The sequence below is a fragment of the Caballeronia jiangsuensis genome, assembly GCF_046030135.1.
Classification (GTDB): Bacteria; Pseudomonadota; Gammaproteobacteria; order Burkholderiales; family Burkholderiaceae; genus Caballeronia; species Caballeronia jiangsuensis.
This window is the reverse complement of the sequence record NZ_JAQQDB010000009.1, coordinates 147034-171029: the sequence shown is the minus strand read 5'-3', so window position 1 is coordinate 171029 and position 23996 is coordinate 147034. Positions and strand designations below refer to the sequence as shown.

Below are 23996 nucleotides of genomic sequence, written 5' to 3'. Positions count from 1 at the left end.
TGAACTAAAATCGATACATGGCGCCAGGGAAACGCAGGAGGACGTCATGTGGGATTTTTCGAGCATTTTCGTCGGGCTCGCGTGTCTGGCGACGATCGTCATCGTGCTGCTCGCGCAGGACTGGCGCGATGAACATCGCAGGCGCGTAGCGGCGCGAGACCACGCGCAACGGCATCCGTTGCGCGAGTGGTGGCTGAGGCATCGGCATTGAAGCGCGTTCAGGCGCTTTGAGCTTTTCCGCCGCCGGCCGCGACGGCGGGCGGCTGCTCGTGTTCGCGCTCCGTTGCCTCGAATGCGTCGATATGCAGATACAGCCGATGCACGGTCTGAATCTGCGTGTGAGAGAGATGTGACTGACGCGTGATGGATGCGAGCCGCTCGCGCCAGTACGAAGGCGGCAGCAACGGCCCGCCTAGATCGCACGACAATGAACGACGCAGCACCATTTCGAGGTGCGTCAGGTCCTGGTCGGCCAGCAACGCCGAGAACGCGCCCTGCGGCTTGGTATCGGGGAATGGGTCCATTACTCCGATGGCGGCGCGGCTCAGCGAAACTTGATAGGTGCAAACCCTAGCCGGACGGTTTTTTCCGGCGCGCGCCGCCGCTTTCGAATTTCTTCGCACCGACCCCGATGCCGCCGATAGCGTTTGCTATACTCTGCGCTCGCTTGCCGACGCTGTCGGCGACGCGCGGTCCACTCCCCGTAGTTCAATGGATAGAACGAGTGCCTCCTAAGCGCTAGATGCAGGTTCGATTCCTGCCGGGGGGACCACGATCCCACATGCCGCCCTCGCGGCCTTCTTGCCGCTGCCGCCGCGCTTCTTCTTCAGCCGGTTCACATTGGACCGCGAGCGCTTTCCCACCGATAATGCGACCACTTCGGTCACGCCATCTCGGCTCGCGCGCTCATGACGGAAATCCAGTCCGCGGTGCTCGTCTTCATTCTTCTGCTTGCCAGCACGGGCCTGGGCGCGATCGTGCGGCCGCTGCTTCCCGAAGAGCACAAGGCGCAGGAGACGGTGCAACTCGTGCAATTGCTCGTCGGCATGCTGGTCACGTTCGCGGCGCTCGTGCTCGGCCTTCTGACGGCGTCGGCGAAAACCATCTTCGACACCACGAACAACGACATGCGCAGCTACGCAACCTCGATCATCGAACTCGATCGCGCCATGCGCGATTACGGCGCCGATCTCGATCACGCACGCGAACTCCTGCGCTCGTACACGGCGGGCGCGCTCGCGAGCACGTGGCCGAACGAGCCGCGCCCGCTTGGTGAATATCCGAACGTCGAGCCGTCAAAGAACACCGACAGCCTCGCGAACAACACGCTCGGCGCAATCTTGAGCAAGGCTCAGCGCGAAGTGCGCCTGCTCCGTCCGCACGATGACTATCATCGCCAGCTTGCCGCCGAAGCCGCCGCGCGCTTCGAGCAACTCATCGCGCTGCGCTGGAAGCTGGTGGAGGAGGCGCACGGATCGATTTCGTATCCGTTCGACCGGATACTCGTCTGCTGGCTGCTCATCATCTTCCTGTGCTTCGGGCTGATCGCGCCGCGCAACGCGCTCTCGCTCGTGACGATCATGCTCGGCGCGCTGTCGATCGCATCGGCGGTGCTCGTGATCCTCGATCTCGATACGCCATTCACCGGCCCGATCATGGTCGGCAGCCAGCCGATGCGCGACGCCCTCGCGTACCAGAGCCGCTGATGCTCTACGACGATCCGCGCCTCGTCGCGCTATACGATGTTCTCAATCCGTTCGCGTCCGATACGGCGTTCTATCTTGCGCTGGCCGAGTCGGCGGAACATGTCGTCGATCTGGGCTGCGGCACAGGCCTGCTCGCCTGCGAACTGGCGAAGCGCGGGCATCGCGTGACGGGCATCGATCCGTCGCCGCAGATGCTGCGTGTCGCGCGGGCGCGTCCCGAAGGCGACAAAGTGACGTGGATCGAAGGCGATGCGAGCGCGCTGCCGTTCGTCGGCATGGCGGATCTGCTCGTGATGACGGGCCATGTCGCGCAGATATTTCTCGACGACGCGGCGTTGCTCGCGACGCTTAAGGCTGCGCGTCGCGCGATCCGGCCGGGCGGCGCGATCGCGTTCGAAAGCCGCAATCCGGCGGCGCGGGCGTGGGAAAACTGGACGCGCGAGCGCTCATTGAGCTGCGTCGAAGCGCCGGACGGACGAACGGTGGAAGTTTGGCAGGAACTGCACGCGCAACCCGATCCTTCGACGACAGGCCACGCTGCGTTCACGACGTACTATCGCTTCACGTCGGCGCCTGAAGATACCTTGAGCGCCACGAGCGAACTACGTTTCCGCACGCTCGATGCACTCGCGGGCCTGCTGACCGATGCGGGTTTCGCGCGTATCGACTGGTCTGGAGACTGGGATCGCGCGCCGGTGGACGAGACGAGCCGCGAACTGATCGCGGTGGCGCGGTGAAACAGCAGTGAGTATCAGAACTCGACGACGACGAAATCGGCCTTGCCCACGTCGCACAGCGGGCAGCGCCAGTCGCCGGGGATATCGCCGAAACGGGTGCCGGCGGGAATGCCTTCGTCCGGCAGACCGTCTTCCTCGTTATAGATCCAGCCGCAAATCAGGCAGACCCAGCTCTTGAATTCGATGACTTCGCTCACGACAGACTCTTGATTCGAAAGAAATAAACGGACCGCGTGCACTCGAAGACGATGCGCGGCGCGGCGACCCGGCATCTTACAGGAATCGGCGCGATCGTCCCCGGTAGCACCGTCCGCAGGATGGTCCCGATTCCGCCAAACCGAAAGCCCGGTGTATGCTTTTTGGGTCTCGGGCGCCGCATTCGCGCCAGCGACCGGTTTCACAACATGGAGAAAACGATGAACAAAAAGGTCTTGGGTGCGATGCTGACGGGCGCGATCCTGCTCGCGCAATACGCCGGTGCGGCGCATGCGCAGGCGCGCGTCTATTTCATCGAGCCGAAGGATGGCGCAACCGTCACGAGCCCCGTGCACGTGAAGTTCGGCGTCGACGGCATGTCGATCGCGCCGGCGGGGACGATGACCGATGGCACCGGCCACCACCATCTGCTGATCGATGGCAAGGCGCTGCCGAAGGGCACCGTGATTCCGGCGAACGACACGTCGCTGCACTTCGGCAAGGGCCAGACCGAAGCCGATGTGAAGCTCCCGCCCGGCGATCACACGCTGACGATGCAGTTCGGCGACGGCGCGCACCGTTCCTACGGGCCGGAAATGAGCCAGACCATCAAGGTGCATGTGAAGTAACGCGTTTTTCCGGCACGAGACATGGGAAGGCCGCCACGGATCGAATCCGGGCGGCCTTGCTGTTTTTTTGGGCTGCAAAGCCTCATCCGATCGGCCTAAGCCGCGTGCGTCGTGCGTTGTCGGGCGCGGCGCCCGGTACAATGGCCGCTTCCATCGGTCGTCGTGTTCGTCGCCGATTCTTCGCCATTCATCCGGTTTTCCCATGTCGCTTTATTCCATTTCGGACGCGCAGCTCGCGTTCGGCCACGTCGCATTGCTCGACCACGCCGACTTCTCGCTCGAAGCGGGCGAGCGTGTCGGGCTGATCGGCCGCAACGGCGCGGGCAAGTCTTCGCTCCTCAAGATCGTCGCGGGGCTCGCCGCGCCCGATGACGGCCTCGTCACGCGCCAGAGCGAGCTCACGACCGTCTATGTGCCGCAGGAGCCCGAGTTCGATCTCGACGCCTCCGTATTCGATGTCGTCGCCTCCGGCCTGACCGATGCGCGCGCACTGCTCGACGAGTACGACGCCGTAGCGCACGCCCTCGCCGACACACCCGAAGGCGCGCAGCACGACGCGTTGCTCGCGCGCATGAACGCGTTGCAATCGGCGCTCGATTTGCGCGATGCGTGGAACTGGCGCACGCGTGTCGCAACGACGCTCGCGCAAATCGGCCTCGACGGCGACGCGCGCGCGGGCGATCTGTCCGGCGGCATGAAAAAGCGCGTGGCGCTGGCGCGCGCGCTCGTCGTGCAGCCCGACGTGCTGCTGCTCGACGAGCCGACCAACCATCTCGACTTCGACGGCATTCGCTGGCTGGAAGACCTGCTCGTCACGTTGCGCACCGGTCTGCTCTTCATCACGCACGATCGCGCGTTTCTCGATCGCGTGGCGACGCGCATCGTCGAACTGGATCGCGGGCGTCTGCTGTCGTATCCGGGCAATTTCAGCGCGTATCAGACGAGAAAGGCGCAGCAACTCGAAGTCGAAAAGATCGAGCAGGACAAGTTCGACAAGCTGCTCGCGCAAGAGGAAGTGTGGATTCGCAAGGGCGTCGAGGCGCGGCGCACGCGCAGCGTCGGGCGCATCGCGCGGCTCGTGGAAATGCGCAATGAGCGCGCGGAACGCCGCAATGTGCAGGGCAACGTGAAGCTCGATGTCGGGCAGGGCGAGAAGTCGGGCAAGATCGTCGCCGAACTGACCGATGTGACGAAGCGCTACGGCGAACGCACGATCGTCGACCGCTTCACGGCCACCGTGATGCGCGGCGACAAGATCGGTCTCGTCGGCCCGAACGGCGCGGGCAAGACGACCTTGCTGAAACTCATTCTCGGCGAACTGCAGCCCGACGAAGGCCGCGTGCGTATCGGCACCAACATTCAGGTCGCGTACTTCGACCAGATGCGCGCGCAGCTCGATCTCGACAAATCGCTCGCTGACACCATCAGCCCTGGCAGCGAATGGGTCGAAGTGAACGGCGTGAAGAAGCACGTGATGAGTTATCTCGGCGACTTCCTGTTCGCGCCGGAACGCGCGCGTTCGCCGGTGCGCTCGCTTTCGGGCGGCGAGCGCAATCGCCTGTTGCTCGCGCGGCTTTTCGCGCGGCCCGCGAACGTGCTCGTGCTCGACGAGCCGACCAACGACCTCGACATTCCCACGCTCGAACTGCTCGAAGAACTGCTCGCGGATTACGACGGCACCGTGTTGCTCGTGAGCCACGACCGCGCGTTTCTCGACAACGTGGTGACATCCGTGTTCGCCGCGGAGGGCGGAGGCTTGTGGCGCGAGTATGTCGGCGGCTTCTCCGACTGGCAGATTCAGCGCGAACGTTCGGAGCGTATCGCGGAAGACGCGGCGCGTCAGACCGCGAAGGAAGCGCCGAAGGACGACACGCCGAAAGAAAGCGCCGCTGGCCGCAACGCGCAGCGCACGGTGAAGCTGTCGTTCAAGGAACAGCGTGAACTGGAAGCGCTGCCGGGGCGTATCGCCGAGCTGGAAGAAGAGCAGAAGGCGATCGGCGCGCAGCTCGAAGACGGTTCGATCTTCGCGAAGGACGCGAAAGAAGGCGCGCGTCTGTCGGAGCGCCACGCGGCGATCGAAGAAGAATTGCTCGTCGCGCTCGAGCGCTGGGAAGAACTGGAAGCGAAACGCAAGTAGGCGCGTTTTATCGGTCCGAGGTGGGCGCGGCGGGCGAAAACCGCTATTCTCCTAGCGCGGCTCGGATCGGCGGGCGGTTTTCCGCCTCCCGCACCGGCATCCGGCCAGGCATTTTCATCACGCATTCGCCGGCAGATCGGGCGTCACGTTGTGGCATTTTCCGCGAGAACGCCCGAGAGCCGGATCAACGTTCAACTATGTCCACGAAAAAATCCAGCGCAATGGCGACAGGCACTGAACGAGGCAAACGCCTCGTCATGAACGCCAAGGCAGCCGGCTACAGCGAAGCATCGATCAAGGTGCTCAAGGGCCTGGAGCCGGTCAAGCAGCGGCCCGGCATGTACACGCGGACCGAGAATCCGCTGCACATCATTCAGGAAGTGATCGACAACGCCTCCGATGAAGCGCTCGGCGGCTTCGGCAAGCAGATCATCGTCACGCTGCACAACGACAATTCCGTGTCCGTCGAAGACGACGGCCGCGGCATTCCGTTCGGCCTGCATCCGGAAGAAGGCGTGCCGGTCGTCGAGATCGTGTTCACGCGGCTGCATGCGGGCGGCAAATTCGATAAAGCGGCGGGCGGCGCCTATACATTCTCCGGCGGTCTGCACGGCGTCGGCGTCTCGGTGACGAACGCGCTCGCGACGCGCCTCGAAGTAACGGTCTGGCGCGACAACAAGGTCGCGCAACTCGCGTTTTCCAACGGCGACGTCATCGAAGCACTCACGACGCGCGCAGCCGAGCGCGGCGCCAAGAAAAGCGGCACGCGCGTGCGTGCATGGCCGAATCCGAAATACTTCGATTCCGCCAATCTGCCGCTCGGCGAATTGCAGCGTCTCCTGCGCTCGAAGGCCGTGTTGCTGCCGGGCGTCGAAGTGGCGCTCGTCATCGAGAAGACGGGCGAGCGTCAGACGTGGAAGTATGAAGACGGCCTGCGCGGCTATCTGCTCGAAGGCATGGGCGGCAGCGATCTGCTGATTCCCTTGTTCGAAGGCGAGCGCTATGCGGAAAGCTCGAAGAACACCGAGGAAACCTTCGCGGAAGGCGAGGGCGCGTCGTGGGTCGTCGCGTGGAGCGAGGAAGGGCCGCTCTTGCGCGAGTCGTATGTGAACCTGATTCCGACGCCGGCGGGCGGCACGCACGAATCCGGCCTGCGCGACGGTCTTTTTCAGGCGGTGAAGAACTTCGTCGAGATTCATAACCTGCAGCCCAAGGGCGTGAAGCTGCTCGCGGAAGACGTGTTCGCGCGCGTGTCGTTCGTGCTGTCGGCGAAGGTGCTCGATCCGCAATTCCAAGGGCAGATCAAGGAACGTCTCAATAGCCGCGACGCGGTGAAGCTCGTGTCGTCGTTCTCGCGGCCCGCGCTGGAGTTGTGGCTGAATCAGCACGTCGAGTACGGCAAGAAGCTCGCGGAACTCGTGATCCGTCAGGCGCAGGCCCGCACGCGCGCCGGCCAGAAGATCGAGAAGAAGAAGAGCTCGGGCGTCGCCGTGTTGCCGGGCAAGCTGACCGATTGCGAATCGACCGACATCGCGCGCAACGAGCTTTTCCTCGTCGAGGGCGATTCGGCGGGCGGCTCCGCGAAGATGGGCCGCGACAAGGAGTTCCAGGCGATTCTGCCGTTGCGCGGCAAGGTGCTGAACACGTGGGAAACCGAGCGCGACCGCCTCTTCGCGAACAACGAAGTGCATGACATCGCGGTGGCGATCGGCGTGGATCCTCACGGTCCCGACGATCAGATCGATCTCACGAATCTGCGCTACGGCAAGATCTGCATCCTGTCGGACGCGGACGTCGACGGCGCGCACATTCAGGTGCTGCTGCTCACGCTCTTCTTCAAGCACTTCCCGCAACTGATCGAACGCGGCCATGTATGCGTCGCGCGTCCGCCGCTCTTTCGCGTCGATGCGCCCGCGCGCGGCAAGAAGCCCGCGCAGAAGCTCTACGCGCTCGACGAAGGCGAGCTCGAAGCCATCCTCGACAAGCTGCGCAAGGACGGCGTGCGGGAAACCGCGTGGACCATCAGCCGCTTCAAGGGTCTCGGCGAAATGAGCGCGGAGCAGCTCTGGGATACGACGATGAATCCCGACACGCGCCGTCTTCTGCCCGTCGGCCTCGGCGATCTCGGCTTCGATCTCACCGTCTCGCGCATGACGATGCTGATGGGCAAGGGCGAAGCGGCGTCGCGCCGCAGCTGGCTCGAAGAGAAGGGCAACGAAGTCGAAGCGGACATCTAAATCCAAGCTCGACTCAGGCAACACACAACGGATATTGATATTCGATGGGAATCACAGACGATCTCTTCGCCGAACAGACCGCACCGGACGGCGAACAACTGACGCTCGGCGATTACGCCGAGCGCGCTTATCTCGACTACGCGGTGAGCGTGGTGAAGGGCCGCGCGCTGCCCGATGTCTGCGACGGACAGAAGCCCGTGCAGCGCCGCATTCTCTATGCGATGAGCGAGATGGGCCTCGCGTCCGGCGCGAAGCCGGTGAAGTCGGCGCGCGTGGTCGGCGACGTGCTGGGCAAGTATCACCCGCACGGCGATCAATCGGCGTACGACGCGCTCGTGCGTCTCGCGCAGGATTTTTCGATGCGCTATCCGCTCATCGATGGTCAGGGCAACTTCGGCTCGCGCGACGGCGACGGCGCGGCGGCCATGCGGTACACGGAAGCGCGCCTCACGCCCATCGCGCGTTTGCTGCTCGATGAAATCGATCAGGGCACGGTCGATTTCATGCCGAACTACGATGGCTCGTTCGAAGAGCCGAAGCTGCTGCCCGCGCGTCTGCCGTTCCTGTTGCTGAACGGCGCATCGGGCATCGCCGTGGGTCTTGCGACGGAAATCCCGTCGCACAATCTGCGCGAAGTCGCGCAGGCCGCCGTCGCGATGATCCGCGATCTGAAGCTCGGCCACGCGGGTCTAATGGAGAAAGTGCCCGGTCCCGATTTCCCCGGCGGCGGGCAGATCATCTCGTCGCCCGCGGAAATCTCGGCGGCTTACGAGACCGGTCGCGGCAGCCTCAAGGTGCGCGCGCGCTGGAAGATCGAAGAGCTCGCGCGCGGCCAGTGGCAGGTCGTCATCACGGAATTGCCGCCGGGCGTATCGAGCCAGAAGGTGCTCGAGGAAATCGAGGAACTGACCAACCCGAAGATCAAGCTCGGCAAAAAGACGCTCACGCCCGAGCAGGTTCAGACCAAGCAGACCTTGCTCGGCCTGCTCGACGCCGTGCGCGACGAGTCCGGCAAGGACGCGCCCGTGCGTCTCGTGTTCGAGCCGAAGTCGAGCCGCATCGATCAGACCGAGTTCGTCAACTCGCTGCTCGCGCATACGAGCCTCGAATCGAACGCGACGATCAACCTCGTGATGATCGGCGCGGATGGCAGGCCGCGTCAGAAGGGCATCGTCGAAATTCTGCACGAGTGGATCGGCTTCCGTTTCGTGACCGTGACGCGGCGCACGCAGCATCGCCTCGGCAAGGTCAACGACCGCATCCATATTCTCGAAGGGCGGATGATCGTCTTTCTGAATATCGATGAAGTCATTCGCATCATCCGCGAATCGGAAGAGCCGAAACAGGCGCTGATCGCGCGCTTTAACCTCACGGACCGGCAGGCCGAAGACATCCTCGAAATCCGGCTGCGTCAACTGGCGCGGCTGGAAGCGATCAAGATCGAACAGGAGCTGTCCGACTTGCGCGACGAGAAGACCAAGCTCGAAGAACTGCTCAACAGCGATGCCGCGATGAAGCGCGTGCTCATCAGGGAAATCGAAGCCGACGCGAAGCAATACGGCGACGATCGCCGCACGCTCATTCAGCAGGAAAAGCGCGCGACATTCGAGGCGCGTGTCGTCGATGAACCGGTGACGGTCGTCGTGTCGCAAAAGGGCTGGGTGCGCGCGCTGAAGGGTCACGGACTCGATCCGGCGGGCTTCACGTTCAAGCAGGGCGATGGACTCTATGCGGCGTTCCTGGCGCGCACGCCGGATTCGCTGGTCGCGTGGGGCAGCAAGGGGCGTGTCTATTCGGTGCCGGTATCGGCGTTGCCGGGCGGGCGGGGTGACGGCGTGCCCGTGACGTCGCTGATTGAGCTCGAATCGGGCACGCATCTGCTGCATTACTTCGCGGCGAATGCGGAGCAGCAGTTGCTGCTGGCATCGAGCAATGGTTTCGGCTTCCTCGCGAAGCTCGGCGATATGGTGAGTCGTCAGAAGGCGGGCAAGGCGTTCATGACGATCGACGAAGGCGCGGCTCCGCTTGCGCCGATGCCTGTCGTTCACGGCGCGACATACGTCGCGTGCCTGTCGAGTGTGGGCAAGCTGCTCGTCTTCGGTATGGACGAGATGAAGACGCTGTCGGGCGGCGGTCGCGGCGTCATTCTGATGGGCCTCGACGCGAAGGAAACGCTGCGGCAGGCGCTCGCGTTCGATGCGCGTGGCGTGATGATGATCGGCACCGGGCGTGGCGGGAAGGCGAAGGACGAGAAGCTCAGCGGGTCGCAGTTGCAATTGCATCTCGGCAAGCGCGCGAGGAAGGGGCGCGCGCCGGATTCGTCGTTGAAGGTGACGGAGTTGAGGCCGGTGTTCGAGGGGTGACGGTTTCGATCTGGCATCCCTTGAGTTCGTTTGCTCCGTACCTTGAAAGCCCGCTTCGTGCGGGCTTTTGTATTGCACTGTTTCCAGAAAAAGTCGACAGACGGCATCGCAACGCCGAAGCCGGACATCGACATCGTTCGGGCGAGGCTGAAAGCCGCGCAGGACCATGCCGCAGGAGAACGCAATGATCGAGATTGAAGAGGGCAGCGGCAACGTCTACGCCGATCTGGGAACGGCCGATGCCGACGAAATGCGAGTCAAGGCGCAACTCGCCAGCAAGATAGGCGAGATCATCAAGGCACGTCGCTGGACACAACAGCGAGCATCGGAGGTGCTGGGCATCAGTCAGCCCAAACTATCGCAACTGCTGCGCGGCCAGTTTCGGGGCATCAGCGAGGCGAAGATGCTGGAGCTGCTGGCACGTCTCGGCCGCAACGTACAGATCGTCGTTGGTCCGCCGCGGCGCTCGACGAAGGCGGGGCGAGTCGAAGTTGTTTTCGCCGCGTGACCGGGAATTCACGTTTGCGAGCGATACGGTGACGGTGGTGAGCGTCATCGCGGTGATTGCTCGCCGCGCCGCGCTCACAAGATCGCCTTGTACATCGCAAGCGCTTTGCACGTCTGAACAAGCCCCTGCTTCAGCAGGATTTCAATGAACCGCTCCGCGTCCATCGGCGGGTGCCGCAGTTGCTTGCGCTGCTGTTGCGCCGCGTGAATGACGGCGGCCGGAGCGAGATCGAAGAGCTCATCGACGAAAGCGTCCGGGTGTTGCGCCTCGATCCCGAACGGGCCCAACACCTCGTTCGGAAAGTCCCTTTCGTTGAACGTGACGATCACGCTTGCGCTGCAGCGAATGGCCGCCGCCAGAACGTGGCGATCGTTCTCGTCGGGCAAGCTCAATCCGGCGATCAAGTCTTCGTGCCCGGTGACGAGCGCATCTGGAATCGCCAGGTCCATCAGTTCAGCCGTCCGCTTCACTTGTTCTCTCGTCAGGTCGGGCCGGTTCTTCAAGAGATTGCGTTGCCACTCTTCATGAATCTGCCTGCTCCATCTTGCCCGGAACTGGCCAGATAGCCCCAGCCACATCAGAAAGTCTCGCAATGGAGCCGGATACAGCACGCAAGCGTCAAATATGACTATGAAACGGGAACTCTTCATTCGTAGTCCATTCCTAGTCTCTGTGCCTGCTCGGCCAGTGCCTTCATCGCTTCTTCGCTCGTGCGCTCGCGCTCGGACTTGTATTGCATGACATCGGCAAAGCGGATGCGTCGATGTTTGCCGGTTTTGTGAAACGGCAGCGCAGCGGCGTCCAGCAGTTTGACGAGATGTGGGCGCGAAACATTGAGCAGGTCGGCGGCTTCCTGCGTCGTCAGTTCAGCATGAACCGGCACGATCTTGACGGCGTTGCCATCGGCGAGCTCGGCGAGGATGTCGACCAGAAGACGCAGCGCCGATGTCGGCAACTCGATCTGATGCGCTTCGTCCTTGTCGTCGAAAATCTGGATCCGCTGGGTCTTGAAACTGGTCGACAGATACGTGGCAAGTGCGCGTTGTCCCTCGACTGCGGCTTGCATTTCGCGTTCGACCGGCAGGCTCACTTCGGGATGGGTACTTCGTGTCATGGCGTGCTCCGCTTGAATGAGCGTAGAACGTCATCTTATTCGAAATAAACGAAAAACGAAATAAACGAAACAAAATGAACAAAGCCATCGAAGCGGCGCTCTTTCTGCATCTGCTCGGCGTAGCCGTTTGGATCGGCGGCATGATCTTCGCGCATTTCTGCCTGCGTCCCGCGCTCGGCGATCTCACGCCGCAACTGCGCCTGCCGCTCTGGGAGTCGGTCTTCGCACGGTTCTTCAACTGGGTGGGAGCCGCGGTCATCGTAATTCTGCTCACCGGCGGCTTCCTGCTCATGGAGTTCGGTGGCGGTCACGCGGCGTGGCCATTACATGCGATGGCCGGTCTCGGCATCGTGATGATGTTGATCTTCGGTCATATCCGCTTCGCTGTGTTTCCGCGCATTCGTCGCGCGGTGCAGGCGCAGAACTGGCCCGATGGGGCGAGGGCGGTTGGGACCGTGAGACGGCTCGTCGTGATCAATCTCGTGCTGGGCGTCGTGACGATCGGCACGGCGGTGCTGTCGCGCGGGTTCTGAGTCAGCCGTCAGCCGCCGCGCTCGTCACTGAGCGCGGTGCTCGATTCGCGGCCCGCATCGTTGCGCGAGCGCGGCGACTGTCCGCGCGGCCATCCGCACACGCCGAAGCGATCGAGCAGCGCCTGCACGCCATCCGCCGGCACGGGACGTGAAAACAGGAAGCCTTGCGCTTCCACCGGCCCGAGCGCCGCAAGCCACGTAATCTGCTCTTCGCGCTCGGTGCCTTCGACGACCACCGTCAGCCCAAGCGAACGCGCCAGATTGATGATTGCCGACACCATCACGCACACGCTGCGGTCCTCGGGAATCGCCTGGACGAACGAGCGATCCACCTTGAGCGTATCGACCGAGAAGCGGTTCAGATACGACAGCGACGAATAGCCCGTGCCGAAGTCGTCGAGCGCGATGCGCACGCCCAGACGCTTCAACGCGACGATCTTCTCCTGCACGAGCTCCGGATATTCGACCATCACCGTTTCGGTGATTTCGAGTTCGAGCTTGTCGGGCGGAATGCCGCTCGCCTCGATCGCGCGCGCGACCGTCTCCAGCAAGTCGCCGCGCCAGAACTGCACGGCAGAAATGTTCACGGCAAGCGACAGCCCGTTATAACCGTCGCGCTGCCATTGCGCGAGCTGCATGCACGCCGTGTAAATCACGAAATCGCCGACCGCGACGATGAGCCCCGTCGACTCCGCCACCGGAATGAACTCGTTCGCCGGAATGAGCCCGTGCTGCGGATGATTCCAACGCACGAGCGCCTCGAAGCCGGTGATGCAGCGGCGCGTGAGATCGATCTTCGGCTGATAGACGAGGAAGAGCTGCTGCTCCGTCAGCGCGACGCGCAGTTGCTGCTCCCACTTCATCAGATGGTCCGCGCGATGCGACAACTGCGGCGAATAGAACTGATAGCAGTTCCGGCCCGCGTCCTTCGCGCTGTACATCGCGAGATCGGCCTTCTTCAGCAGATCGATCTCGCTTTCGTTCGATACCGAAAAGAGCGCGATGCCGATGCTCGCATGCAGCACGAACGCGCTGCCGCGCACGTCGAACGGCGTGGCGAACATCGTCGCGATGTCGTCGGCGAGGGTGACGGCGCGCTGTTCGACGTCGTCGCCCTTCACGACGACCACGAACTCGTCGCCGCCGATGCGCGAGAGCGTGCCGCTTTGCCCCACCGTCTCCGCGAGCCGCGACGCGGTCATCTGCAAGACGATATCGCCGGCGTTGTGGCCGAGCGTGTCGTTGACCGTCTTGAAGTTGTCGAGGTCGATGAAGAGCAGCGCGAGCCGCCCGATGTTCTCCGGCTGCGCCACGTCGTGCCTCAGCGCGCGCAGCGTCGAGTAGCGGTTGCGCAGACCGGTCAGCAGATCGAATTCGACGAGATGCGTCATCTCGCGCTCGCGCCCGAGCAGCTTGCCGATGAGCCCCGTCGCCACCGCGAAGAAGCCGAGCATCGCGAGCGAGATGAAGCTCGCCATCAGGAGATAGACATTGCGCGTGTGGTTGTAGTCGATCATCTCCTCGCGCTCGGAGAGACCGACGAGCACGCCGAGCGGATAGCCGTCGATATGCCGGTACGAGACGATGCGCTTCACGTGATCGATCGGATCGACATAGATGCCCGACGCGTGGTCCGTCGTCGGATAGACGCCGCTCGCGCTGAAGGCCGCATGCGCGCGGTCGGCCGGACCGCTGTGCGTCGCGCCCTTCGCGGCGGAGCTGGCCGCGGCGCTCTCGGCGAGGCTGCCGCCCGTGCTGCGCGCGAGCACTGAGCCGTTGTCCGATACGACCGCGATCACGCCTTCGCGCCCGATCGACGCGACGTTGTAGAAATCGCTCGTGAAATAGGCCGGATCTTCCGACACGACCACGACGCCCGCGAACGAGCCGTCCGCATGATTGAGCCGCCGCGTGATCTGCAAGGTCCACAGGCCCGACACGCGGCCGCGCACCGGGCGGCTGATGTACAGCAGGTCGTCGTTCGAATGGGCGTGGACCTTGTAGTGCTCGCGATCGGACAGGTCGATCGGCTTCGGATGCGGATCGGACGTATTGCCGATCAGCGTGCCGTATTCGTCGATCAGCGAGACTTGCACGAGGGTGTCGCTTTGCACGACGCCTTTCTCGACAGTGGCGATCAGATCGAAATTGTCGGGCGACTTCTCATACTCGTATTTGACGAAGCGGGTGATCTGGTCGACCTGATGGATCGCCTTGATGGTGTGCTGTTCGAGCGCCGACGAGAGGATCGCGGCGGAGGCCATCGATTCATGTGTCGTCGCTTCACGCTCGACGGAGAGGCGGGCGAATATCACGGCCCACAGCAGCACCAGCACGAAGGTGCCGAGCACGGGAATCGCGAGGAGCGCGCGCCGACGCCGCGCCGACGGCGCGCCGAAGAGGGTGTCGGATGAGGCGTGGGAGCGCGTGCGCTTCATGGCGCATCCGTGGGCGCTGTGTCGCGTAGCGCGTGGCGTGTTGCGAACTGCGCGAGGAGGATGAAGCGATGCATGTTTTGAGGCGTTCAGCCGAAACGGGTGAATATACCGTGCGCGGCGCGCAGCGGATGATCGGCGGCTTGTTTCTCCGAGACCCGATCCACGTCCGGATTCACGTCATGAAGCAGCACAACGGCCGTTCGGCGAGCGATTTTTTGCGGCAGCGCCCGAAGCCCGGCATGAGTGAGACGGCCAGCATTCGATGTCGTCAAGAGCATACGTTTGCGCTGCGGCGCAAGCGGCTCAATCTCGCGACGCCCATTGTCCGCCGATGTGAAACCGCGTTTGCGTTCTGATCCCCGATTGTTCAGATATTAGCGAAGCCTCGAAGATTAAGAAAGGGGCGGCGCTTGGGGGTATACGCGCGCCCTCGCGAACACGCGTAGGTCATTGTTTCAGATGCAAAATGTCCCGTCGATCACAGTTACCGACGAGCCGCCGATCCAGATCGGTGCACCGTGTGCCTCATCGTCGTACTCGATGCTCACGCGGCCGTCGCGGTCGAGCGCGGTGCCCTGGCGCACGGTGTACGAGGCGCCGGGCCGTCTGCCCTGTTGCGTGAGAAGCGTCGCGAGCGCCGCGTTCGCACTGCCCGTCACCGGATCTTCGATGTTCTCCGCGCCGAGCAGGATCACGCGCAGCTCGAAGGTCGCGGGTCCGTCGGCGTCATGCGGTCCGTACACGGCGATGCCGTGCGTATCCACTTCCGCGACGAGCGCCTGCAGCGTCTCGCGCGCCTGGCCGCGCAGCGACAGCGCGAGACACTGCGCCGCGTCTTTCACGCGCACGACGAGCCACGGCGCACCATTGTTGACGGCAGCCGGCGGCGCGCTGAAATCGATTACCGCGGGCGAGAGCGCATCGGCGAGGCGCTGGTTCTGCGCAGCGCTCAGCGGCGCGATCGTCGCGGGCGGCGCGGCGAACGCCCACTCGCCGTTGTCCCGCTCGGCGAGCGTGACGAGCCCAACGCCGCACTCCTGCACGAGCCGGCCAGGCGTCTTCGGCGTGTAGCCGCTATCGAGGAGCGCGTGCGCGCTGCCGAGCGTCGGATGTCCGGCGAAAGGCAGTTCGACCGCTGTCGTGAAAATGCGCACGCGATAGTCGGCGCGCGGATCGGTCGGCGGCATCAGGAACGCCGTCTCCGACAGATTGGTCCAGCGCGCGATTTCCTGCATGCGTTGCGTCGAAAGGCCTTCGGCGTCGAAGATCACCGCGAGCGGATTGCCCTTGAACGGAACCGGCGTGAAGACGTCGACCTGTTTGAACTGGACAGTGCGTGTAGGCATGAATGTCATCGGTTGGATCAGGACACAAAAAAACCCGACGGCCTGAGCGCATCGGGTTTCGCTGACGAGCGACGGGAGACGCGCCTTATGCGACTTCCGCGATCAGCTCGATCTCGACGCACGCGCCGAGCGGAATCTGCGCGACGCCGAACGCCGAGCGCGCATGTTTGCCCGCATCGCCGAACACTTCCGCGATCAGCTCCGATGCGCCGTTCGTGACGATGTGCTGCTCGGTGAAGTCGAATGTCGAGTTCACGAGGCTCATCACCTTGACGATGCGCTTCACCTTGTTCAGATCGCCGACGTGCGCATGCAGGGTCGCGATCAGGTCGATGGCGACGCTGCGCGCCGCGGCCTTGCCTTCTTCGGTCGTGATGTTGTCGCCGAGCTTGCCGACATGCACCTGGCCAGCCTTCTTCGCGATGTGCCCGGAGAGATACACGGTATTGCCGCTCTGCGCGCTCATCACATAAGCGGCGGCGGGCGCGCCCGCGACGGGCAGTTCGATGCCGAGTTCCTTCAGCTTGTCATACACGTTCGATGCCATCGGTTGCTCCTCTAAACGTTGAAATCAGATGCTCGCGCGAATCAGCGCGCCGAGTTTCGCCACGCCTTCGTCGATCGTCGCGGGCGGAACCGTCACGAACGAAAGACGCATCGTATTGTGCTCGGCTTCGTTCGCGAAGAACGGGCCGCCCGGCACGAAGGCCACATTTTGCGCGATCGCCTGCTCGAGCAGCTTCATCGAGTTGATGTGCTGCGGCAGCTTCACCCACACGAACATGCCGCCTTCCGGCCGGTTCCATTCGACGCCCGCGGGCATGTGACGTTCCAGCGCGTGGAGCATCGCCTCGCACTGGTCGCGATAGAGCGCGCGGATGGTCGGCACGTGCCGGTCGAGGAAGCCGTCCTTGACCACTTCGTAGACGATGCGCTGCGTGAGGCTCGGCGTGTGCAGGTCGGTTGCCTGCTTCGCCTGCACCAGTTTGAAGTGCAATTCCTCGGGCGCGATGATGTAGCCCACGCGCAGGCCCGGCGCCAGCACCTTCGAGAACGAGCCGAGATGCACGATGTGCTCGGGCGCCATCGAGAGCAGGGTCGGCAGCGGCGCGCCGGCGTAGTCGAGCGCGCCGTAGGGATCGTCTTCGATCACCGGGAACGGCGCTTTCTGCGCGAACGCGGCGAGCGCGCGGCGGCGCTCGAGCGGCAGGCGGCGGCCCGTCGGGTTCTGAAAATTCGGCTGCGCGTAGAGCAGGCGCGCATTGGCGGTGAGCGCGGCGTCGAGCGTTTCGGGGATCAGGCCGGATTCATCGGTCGGCACCTGCACGTAGTGCGGCTCGAAGAGCGAGAACGACTGCAGCGCGCCGAGATACGTCGGCGTTTCGACGAGCACGCGGCTGCCCGGATCGACGAGCGTCTTGCCGAGCAGATCGAGTGCCTGTTGCGAACCGGTCGTGATGAGCACCTGCGTCGGACGGATATGTGCGCCGTTCACCGAGTAACGCGCCGCGACCCATTCGCGCAGCGGCATGTAACCTTCGGTCGCGCTGTACTGGAGCGCGGCCGCGGGCTGATCGCGCAGGATGCGTTCCGACGCGTGGCGCATTTCCTCGACGGGGAACGTCGCGGGCGAGGGCAGGCCGCCCGCGAAGGAAATGACTTCGGGCCGCTCCGTGACCTTCAGGATTTCGCGAATCGCCGAACTGGTGAGCTTGCGTGCGCGTTCGGAGAGTTGCCACGGCGTGGCGCGGAGATCGGCTTGATTCATGAAATGCCTCGGTTGTCTCGGGGATGATGTCTCTCGCGGCGCGGGCCGCGAGTTTTTGAACCTGTTCTGACGAGGAACGGCAATCCGCAATTATCGCGCGAGTGCGTCATCTTGCGTGCGTTGTGCCCGCGCCGACGACCGCGGCTTGCGGCGCGGGACGCACGGCGGTCTTGCGCCCGAGCACGACGGTCGCGATGACGGCGGCCGCATACAGCCACGTCGATGCGCTCACGTGCTCGCCGAAGAAGAGCGCGGAAAACGCCATCGTGAAAAAGATCTGCAGCAGTTGCACCTGCCCGACGCGCGCGATGCCGCCCATCGCGAGCCCGGCGTACCACGCGAAGAAACCGATGAACTGCGAAAACAGCGTGACATAGCCGAACGCGAGCCAGGTCTTCAGCGCGAGCGGTTCGGGATGCGTCGCGTGGCTGCCGAACAACTGCGCCCACGCGAGCCAGCCGACCGGCAGCAACAGGAACGGCGCAGAGAGCACGAGCGCCCAGCAGATCACCTGCCAGCCGCCCATCTGACGGGCGAGCCGCGCGCCTTCCGCGTAACCGAGCGCGCCGATGCCGACCGCGACGAGCATCAGCAGATCGCCCGCCTGCAAACCGCCGCCGCCCGCCTGCAACGCGAACGCGACGACGATCGCGCTGCCCGCCACCGCGCTTGCCCAGAACGCCTTCGACGGCCGTTCGTGCGAGAGCCACGCGGCATAGATGGCGACGCACAGCGGTTGCAGGCCGTTCACGACCGCGCCGTGCGACGCGGGCACGGTTTTCATCGCCCATGCCGAAAACACCGGAAACGCGATGATCACGCCGAGCGCGACCACCGCGAGACTCTTGACCTGCGGCCACGTCGGCAGCTTTTCGCGACGCCACACGAGCAGGGCGGCGGCCGGAATCGCCGCGACGAGCGCGCGCCCGAGGCCGTTCAGCAGCGGATGCACCTCCGCGACCACGATGCGCGTCATCGGCAGCGTCAGGCTGAAAATGACGACGCCGATCAGGCCGAGCAACATGCCTTCGGTTTCGCGGGTTTTCATCGTGCGGTGTCTCCTTGTTTGTTCGATGCGCGGCCTCAGTCGGGCTGCGGCGGTGTTTCCGGGTCGTCCTGCGTATCGGTTTTCTTCACGCGACGTCGTTTGGACGCCTGCCGCGCGTCTTCCTCGCGCGCCATTGCCTCTTCCGCCGATTCACCGAGCGTCAGCGTCGATCCGTCCGGCAGATCGAACTGCGCGACGAGCACCGGCGCGCCCGCCGTATTCTCGACGCGCATCAGATGCGCCGCGCCGAGCCACGCGAGTTGCTCCGTCACCGCATCCGCGGCCGGATGGAATCCGGTCAGCGTGCGCAGCGCGATGCCCGTTTCCGGCAGCGCGTCGCTCGGATGACGCGGCGTGTCCCACTGGATCAGCGACGGCAGCACGCCGTCACCGGCGCCTTGCCACGCCGGAAACGCGCCGTCGTCGGGCACGGTGAGGCCCCACGTATTGCCGGCGCGCGACATGGCCGCGACAGGCGCGATGCGCGCCGGATACTGCTCACGCCAGCGCACGAGCGACTTCGGACGATCGACGCGCGCGACCCAGTGCACGAGCTGCGGACCGTCGTCTGCGAGACGACGCTGCATCGCCGGGTCGTCCAGCGCGAAAAGGCGCGGCCGGGGCGACTCGACGCCCCCCGCCGACGGATCGATCGCGATCACTTCCAGATACGCGCCGCCCCACAGATTCAGCAGCCGGTTGTGCGTGCGCATCAGCGGATGCGCACCGCCGGCTACCGTCTCGACGCCGAATTTCGCGGCGACGAACTGCGCGCCTTCTTCCAGCGTGCGGGCGGCGATCACGAGGTGATCGAGTTTGAGTCGATGATCGGTCATGACGGGGCGATGCGATAAACAGGGGCCAATAGCATAACGCTTCCGTTTCGCGCACCGGAGCGCCCGAAAGCAAAATGTAGCCGCTATCACCATAACAGTAACGGTACAATCGGCCCAATACTATTCGGTACAGTTTTCCTGGCGCACAGCCGCGCTTACGGTACACCGGAGGCCCGCATGTCCGTTCCGCTCGATCAGATTCCCGCGCCGCACGACGCCGCGCAACTCACGCTCGTCGATCAACTGGTGCAATGGGGCCGCCGCCGCATCGACGAGCGCGTGTTTCGGCCGGGGATGCGCATGCCGTCGATCCGCAAGCTCGCGCTCGACAAGGGCGTGTCGCGCTTCACCGTCGTCGAGGCGTACGAGCGGCTCGTCGCGCACGGCTATCTCGACTCGCGGCGCGGCTCGGGCTTCTACGTGCGCGAGCGCGTCGCGCCGGCGCTCGTCGCGAAAGGCGAGGCGCCTGCCGTCGCGGCGGAGCGCGAGCCCGTGCAGAACACCATCGACGTGGTCTGGCTGCTGCGCAACATGCTGCATACGTCGAGCCCGGAGAAAGGGCCGGGTCTCGGCTATCTGCCGGGCCGCTGGCTCGACGGCGAACTGATCACCAACGCGCTGCGATCGCTGTCGCGCCAGAGCGGGGCGCAGATGCTCGGCTTCGGCACGCCGCAGGGTTTCCTGCCGCTGCGCCAGCAGTTGCAGACGCGGCTCGAAGAACTGGAGATCGGCGCGTCGGCGGCGCGGCAGATCGTGCTCGTGTCGGGCATCACGCAGGCGATCGACCTGATCTCGCGTCTGTACGTGAAGCCGGGCGACGCGGTGATCGTCGGCGATCCGGCGTGGTTCCAGATGTTCGGGCGCTTCGCGTCGCAGGGCGCGCGGCTCGTCGGCATGCCGTATACGCCCGACGGTCCGGATCTCGACGCGCTCGAAACGCTCGTCGCGACATGGCGGCCGAAGATGCTGATCATCAATTCGGTGCTGCAGAATCCGACCGGCACGTCGCTGACGGCGGCGCAGGCGTTCCGCATTCTTCAGCTCGCGCAGGAATACGATTTCATCGTCGTCGAGGACGATGTGTACGGCGATCTGTGTCCGGCGGGCTTTCCCGCGACGCGCCTCGCATCGCTCGATCAGTTGAAGCGCGTGATCTTCCTCGGCAGCTTTTCGAAGACGCTCGCGGCGAATTTGCGCGTCGGCTATATCGCGGCGGCGCCGGACGTGGCGAAGGCGCTCGCGGATCAGAAGATGCTCGTCGGCATGACGAGTCCGGAAATCAACGAACGCGTGGTTTATAAGGTGCTGACCGAAGGGCATTATCGGCGGCACGTTGAACGGCTGCGCGCGCGGCTCGACGGGGTGCGCGACAAGACCGCGCGCATGCTCGAGAAAACCGGCTTGCGGCTGTTCGCGACGCCGGCGGCGGGGATGTTTCTGTGGGCCGACGCGGGTGTCGATTCCGATGGTCTCGCGGCGGCGGGACATGAGGCGGGGTTTCTGCTGACGCCTGGCAGCCTGTTTTCGCCGCATCAGTCGCCGACTACGTGGATGCGGTTCAACATCGCCAATTGTGGGGATCCGGCGTTGCCCGGGTTGCTTTCGAACTATCTGGAGAAGGCGGCGCGGCGCAGCGCCTAGGGTGTGGTTGCGGTTTTGTTTACCTGGGCTTCTATGGGTGGCCTGTGTTCTTTTTGGTTTATTAACGTTGCCCCTGTGCGGGGCGGCAGTCACTTTCTTTGCTGCTGCAAAGAAAGTAACCAAAGAAACAGCTTTCCCCAGCCTAAGCACTTCACGCCGGCCGCGGCACAGGCGATTGGCCTAATGGCCCGGCAGTAGCGAGTGCCCTCGTAGGTCTCGCGGGGCTTGGACCGCGCACGGTCTGACGCCCTAAACATCCAAGCGCGCTGGTTCAGCACGATAAAGTTCCGGCACAGCGCTACGCGCTGCCGTTGGGTATACAAGGGAAACCATCGGTATGCGTGGGCAGTGAGATGGTGGCCTCAGAAAAGAAGCGCACGCATCCCCGATTGACCCGTCGACCGCGAAGCGGGCCGGAGCTATTTGGTGCTGAACCAGCCACGCGTGTGGTGCGATGTGGCAGACCGTGCGCGGTCCAAGCCGGGTGAGTTTTGTGGGGGCACTCGCTACTGCCGGGCCATTCAGCCAATCGCCTGTGCCGGGGCCGGCGTGAAGCACTTTGGATGGGGAAAGCTGTTTCTTTGCCTACTTTCTTTGCAGCAGCAAAGAAAGTAGGTGCCGCCCCGCACAGGGGCAACACAAATAGACCGACACGAACACGGGATCCGGCGACCTCTTGAAAAACCCCCACCCGCCCTCATATCACGCAAATTGGCCGCGTCGGCCAAACACGCCGTCGCGACAATCGCACTAAACGAAATCAACACAGAGGACCCCGACCATGGCGCAAGAAACCATGAGCTTTCAGGCAGAAGTGAAGCAGCTTCTGCACCTGATGATCCATTCGCTCTACAGCAACAAGGAAATTTTCCTGCGCGAGCTGATTTCCAACGCATCCGATGCCGCGGACAAACTTCGCTTCGAAGCCATCGAAAACAGCGCGCTCTACGAAAACGATCCGGACCTGCGTATCCGCGTGTCGTTCGATAAAGCAGCGCGCACCGTCACCATCGACGATAACGGCATCGGCATGAGCCGCGAGGAAGCGATTTCCCACCTCGGCACGATCGCGCGCTCGGGCACGAAGGAATTCTTCTCGAAGCTCTCAGGCGACCAGCAGAAGGACGCGGCGCTCATCGGCCAGTTCGGCGTCGGCTTCTATTCGGGCTTCATCGTCGCGGACAAGATCACCGTCGAGACGCGCCGCGCCGGTCTGCCGGCGAACGAAGGCGTGCGCTGGACGAGCGCGGGCGAAGGCGATTTCGAAGTCGAGGACATCGAGCGCGCGCAACGCGGCACGACCATCACGCTGCATCTGCGCGCCGACGAAGACGAACTGCTGTCGTCGCACCGGCTGAAATCGATCATCCAGAAGTACTCGGATCATGTCGCGCTGCCCATTCTGATGAACAAGGAAGAGTGGGATGCCGAGAAAGGCGAGATGGTCACGAAGGACGAGGACGAGACCGTCAACCAGGCGAGCGCGCTCTGGACGCGTCCGAAGAACGACATCAGCGACGATCAGTACAAGCAGTTCTATCAGCATATCTCGCACGATCACGACGATCCGCTCTCGTGGACGCACAACCGCGTCGAAGGCCGCAGCGAGTACACGCAACTGCTGTACGTGCCGAAGCACGCGCCGTTCGATCTGTGGAATCGCGAGCATCGCGGCGGGCTCAAGCTCTACGTGAAGCGCGTGTTCATCATGGACGATGCCGAGCAACTGCTGCCCGCGTATCTGCGTTTCGTGAAGGGCGTCGTCGATTCGGCCGATCTGCCGCTCAACGTGTCGCGCGAAATCCTGCAGGAAAGCCGCGACGTGAAGGCGATCCGCGAAGGCGTGACCAAGCGCGTGCTGTCGATGCTCGAAGAGATCGCATCGTCCTCCGCCGAAGCGACCGAAGACGCCGACAAAGAGAAGTACGCGACCTTCTGGAACGAATTCGGTCAGGTGCTGAAGGAAGGCATCGGCGAGGACTTCAGCAATCGCGAGCGCATCGCGAAGCTGGTGCGCTTCGCATCGACGCAAAACGACAGCGACGCGCAAAACGTGTCGCTCGCTGATTACGTCGCGCGCATGAAGCCCGAGCAGACGAAGATCTACTACGTCACCGCCGATAGCTGGCAGGCCGCGAAAAACAGCCCCCATCTCGAAGTGTTCCGCAAGAAGGGCGTCGAGGTGCTGCTGCTGACGGATCGCGTCGACGAGTGGATGCTGTCGTTCCTCAATGAGTTCGATGGCAAGCCGCTCGCGAGCGTCGCGCGCGGCGACCTCGATCTCGGCGCGCTCGACGACGAGGAAAAGCAGCAGCAGGAGAAGGTCGGCGAAGAAATGAAGCCGCTCGTCGAGAAGATGAAGGAAGCGCTCGAAGGCAAGGCGAAGGACGTGCGTCTCACCTTCCGTCTCACCGATTCGCCGAGCTGTCTCGTCGCCGATGAAGGCGACATGAGCGGCTACCTGCAACGCATGCTGAAGGCGGCGGGGCAGAAGGCGCCGCAAGCCGAGCCGATTCTCGAAGTGAATCCGGAGCATCCGCTGGTGAAGGCCTTGAACGCGGACAGCGCCAATTTCGTCGACTGGTGCCACCTGCTCTTCGATCAGGCGTTGCTGGCCGAAGGCGGCGCGCTGGAAGATCCGGCGAGCTTCGTGAAGCGCACGAACGCGCTGTTGCTCGCGCGATAAGCTGCCTGAGCGTTTCGAATGAACGCGCCGCCGGGAAACCGGCGGCGCGTTTTTTCTTATGTTCGTGCGCCGTA

At 63.8% G+C, this 23996-nt stretch carries 22 protein-coding genes, 1 tRNA gene and 1 pseudogene; 14 read left to right on the top strand and 10 right to left on the bottom strand.

All coding sequences use genetic code 11. The features are described from left to right. The first annotated feature begins 46 nt into the window (after positions 1 to 46). On the top strand, positions 47 to 211 hold the full coding sequence (locus PQR08_RS12185; protein ID WP_238210157.1) for a hypothetical protein: 165 nt from the start codon (positions 47 to 49) through the stop codon (positions 209 to 211). Positions 212 to 218: 7 nt separating this feature from the next. Here PQR08_RS12185 and PQR08_RS12180 read toward each other — a convergent pair whose 3' ends face one another. Further along, positions 219 to 524: a hypothetical protein gene (locus tag PQR08_RS12180; RefSeq protein ID WP_238210160.1), complete on the bottom strand. Its 306-nt coding sequence runs from the start codon at positions 522 to 524 to the stop codon at positions 219 to 221. Positions 525 to 697: 173 nt separating this feature from the next. Here PQR08_RS12180 and PQR08_RS12175 point away from each other — a divergent pair. The 3 genes from PQR08_RS12175 to PQR08_RS12165 all read left to right on the top strand — a co-directional run bounded on the left by PQR08_RS12175 (position 698) and on the right by PQR08_RS12165 (position 2443). Further along, a tRNA-Arg gene (locus PQR08_RS12175) sits at positions 698 to 772 on the top strand. 136 nt (positions 773 to 908) lie between these two features. Beyond that, positions 909 to 1706 (top strand): bestrophin-like domain, encoded by a 798-nt coding sequence (locus PQR08_RS12170; RefSeq protein WP_187607158.1) that lies wholly within the window; start codon positions 909 to 911, stop codon positions 1704 to 1706. Next, positions 1706 to 2443 (top strand): class I SAM-dependent methyltransferase, encoded by a 738-nt coding sequence (locus PQR08_RS12165; RefSeq protein ID WP_250483320.1) that lies wholly within the window; start codon positions 1706 to 1708, stop codon positions 2441 to 2443. The genes PQR08_RS12170 and PQR08_RS12165 overlap by 1 nt, the downstream gene beginning before the upstream one ends. Before the next feature lie 14 nt (positions 2444 to 2457). Here the strand turns inward: PQR08_RS12165 and PQR08_RS12160 are convergent, their stop codons facing one another. Then, the gene (locus PQR08_RS12160) at positions 2458 to 2640 is read right to left on the bottom strand and encodes a rubredoxin (RefSeq protein ID WP_250483321.1); all 183 of its coding nucleotides are present in this window, start codon (positions 2638 to 2640) and stop codon (positions 2458 to 2460) included. A 243-nt stretch (positions 2641 to 2883) separates the two neighbouring features. Here PQR08_RS12160 and PQR08_RS12155 point away from each other — a divergent pair, with 243 nt between their 5' ends. From PQR08_RS12155 to PQR08_RS12130, 6 genes and pseudogenes are all read left to right on the top strand, one after another. Further along, positions 2884 to 3267 carry a DUF4399 domain-containing protein gene (locus PQR08_RS12155; RefSeq protein ID WP_371881110.1) on the top strand — a complete coding sequence of 128 codons (384 nt, stop codon included), beginning with the start codon at positions 2884 to 2886 and terminating at the stop codon, positions 3265 to 3267. Positions 3268 to 3469: 202 nt separating this feature from the next. Continuing rightward, entirely contained in the window at positions 3470 to 5404 is a 1935-nt protein-coding gene (locus PQR08_RS12150; protein ID WP_250483323.1) for an ATP-binding cassette domain-containing protein, read from the top strand. Between the two features lie 257 nt (positions 5405 to 5661). After that, positions 5662 to 7641 (top strand): DNA topoisomerase IV subunit B, encoded by a 1980-nt coding sequence (locus PQR08_RS12145; protein WP_035506368.1) that lies wholly within the window; start codon positions 5662 to 5664, stop codon positions 7639 to 7641. A 44-nt stretch (positions 7642 to 7685) separates the two neighbouring features. Beyond that, on the top strand, positions 7686 to 10004 hold the full coding sequence (parC, locus tag PQR08_RS12140) for a DNA topoisomerase IV subunit A (RefSeq protein ID WP_250483324.1): 2319 nt from the start codon (positions 7686 to 7688) through the stop codon (positions 10002 to 10004). A gap of 66 nt (positions 10005 to 10070) precedes the next feature. Beyond that, positions 10071 to 10202, top strand: a pseudogene (locus tag PQR08_RS12135) (type II toxin-antitoxin system RelE/ParE family toxin); the annotation flags it as partial. Beyond that, complete coding sequence (locus PQR08_RS12130; RefSeq protein ID WP_250483325.1) at positions 10189 to 10512, top strand: helix-turn-helix domain-containing protein; 324 nt, start codon at positions 10189 to 10191, stop codon at positions 10510 to 10512. The pseudogene PQR08_RS12135 and the gene PQR08_RS12130, both read left to right, overlap by 14 nt. Positions 10513 to 10586: 74 nt before the next feature. Here PQR08_RS12130 and PQR08_RS12125 read toward each other — a convergent pair whose 3' ends face one another. Together PQR08_RS12125 and PQR08_RS12120 are read right to left on the bottom strand one after the other, a co-directional pair. Beyond that, positions 10587 to 11162, bottom strand: coding sequence for a PIN domain-containing protein (locus tag PQR08_RS12125; protein WP_250483326.1), 576 nt, complete (start codon positions 11160 to 11162; stop codon positions 10587 to 10589). After that, positions 11159 to 11626 (bottom strand): helix-turn-helix domain-containing protein, encoded by a 468-nt coding sequence (locus PQR08_RS12120; protein WP_250483327.1) that lies wholly within the window; start codon positions 11624 to 11626, stop codon positions 11159 to 11161. Before PQR08_RS12120 ends, PQR08_RS12125 begins: the two co-directional genes overlap by 4 nt. Before the next feature lie 74 nt (positions 11627 to 11700). On the opposite strand from PQR08_RS12120, the gene PQR08_RS12115 reads away from it, so the two are divergent. After that, positions 11701 to 12159 (top strand): CopD family protein, encoded by a 459-nt coding sequence (locus PQR08_RS12115; RefSeq protein WP_238288120.1) that lies wholly within the window; start codon positions 11701 to 11703, stop codon positions 12157 to 12159. Positions 12160 to 12167: 8 nt separating this feature from the next. Here the strand turns inward: PQR08_RS12115 and PQR08_RS12110 are convergent, their stop codons facing one another. Further along, positions 12168 to 14597 (bottom strand): bifunctional diguanylate cyclase/phosphodiesterase, encoded by a 2430-nt coding sequence (locus tag PQR08_RS12110; RefSeq protein WP_250483329.1) that lies wholly within the window; start codon positions 14595 to 14597, stop codon positions 12168 to 12170. Positions 14598 to 14665: 68 nt separating this feature from the next. Here PQR08_RS12110 and PQR08_RS12105 point away from each other — a divergent pair, with 68 nt between their 5' ends. After that, entirely contained in the window at positions 14666 to 14953 is a 288-nt protein-coding gene (locus PQR08_RS12105; protein ID WP_408161312.1) for a hypothetical protein, read from the top strand. A gap of 99 nt (positions 14954 to 15052) precedes the next feature. Here the strand turns inward: PQR08_RS12105 and PQR08_RS12100 are convergent, their stop codons facing one another. The 5 genes from PQR08_RS12100 to PQR08_RS12080 all read right to left on the bottom strand — a co-directional run bounded on the left by PQR08_RS12100 (position 15053) and on the right by PQR08_RS12080 (position 19595). Beyond that, positions 15053 to 15943, bottom strand: a complete 891-nt coding sequence (locus PQR08_RS12100; RefSeq protein WP_250483332.1) for a PhzF family phenazine biosynthesis protein — start codon at positions 15941 to 15943, stop codon at positions 15053 to 15055. Positions 15944 to 16028: 85 nt separating this feature from the next. Beyond that, positions 16029 to 16490, bottom strand: a complete 462-nt coding sequence (locus PQR08_RS12095; protein ID WP_035506296.1) for a RidA family protein — start codon at positions 16488 to 16490, stop codon at positions 16029 to 16031. A 24-nt stretch (positions 16491 to 16514) separates the two neighbouring features. Further along, positions 16515 to 17711, bottom strand: coding sequence for an aminotransferase-like domain-containing protein (locus tag PQR08_RS12090; protein WP_250483333.1), 1197 nt, complete (start codon positions 17709 to 17711; stop codon positions 16515 to 16517). 106 nt (positions 17712 to 17817) lie between these two features. Then, positions 17818 to 18759: a DMT family transporter gene (locus PQR08_RS12085; RefSeq protein ID WP_250483334.1), complete on the bottom strand. Its 942-nt coding sequence runs from the start codon at positions 18757 to 18759 to the stop codon at positions 17818 to 17820. A 35-nt stretch (positions 18760 to 18794) separates the two neighbouring features. Further along, positions 18795 to 19595 carry a VOC family protein gene (locus tag PQR08_RS12080; RefSeq protein WP_250483335.1) on the bottom strand — a complete coding sequence of 267 codons (801 nt, stop codon included), beginning with the start codon at positions 19593 to 19595 and terminating at the stop codon, positions 18795 to 18797. A 177-nt stretch (positions 19596 to 19772) separates the two neighbouring features. Between PQR08_RS12080 and PQR08_RS12075 the strand changes: the two genes are divergently transcribed. Both PQR08_RS12075 and htpG read left to right on the top strand, forming a co-directional pair. Further along, positions 19773 to 21236 carry an aminotransferase-like domain-containing protein gene (locus PQR08_RS12075; protein ID WP_408161311.1) on the top strand — a complete coding sequence of 488 codons (1464 nt, stop codon included), beginning with the start codon at positions 19773 to 19775 and terminating at the stop codon, positions 21234 to 21236. A 781-nt stretch (positions 21237 to 22017) separates the two neighbouring features. Beyond that, positions 22018 to 23922, top strand: coding sequence for a molecular chaperone HtpG (gene htpG / locus PQR08_RS12070; protein ID WP_250483337.1), 1905 nt, complete (start codon positions 22018 to 22020; stop codon positions 23920 to 23922). Positions 23923 to 23996 lie beyond the last annotated feature (74 nt).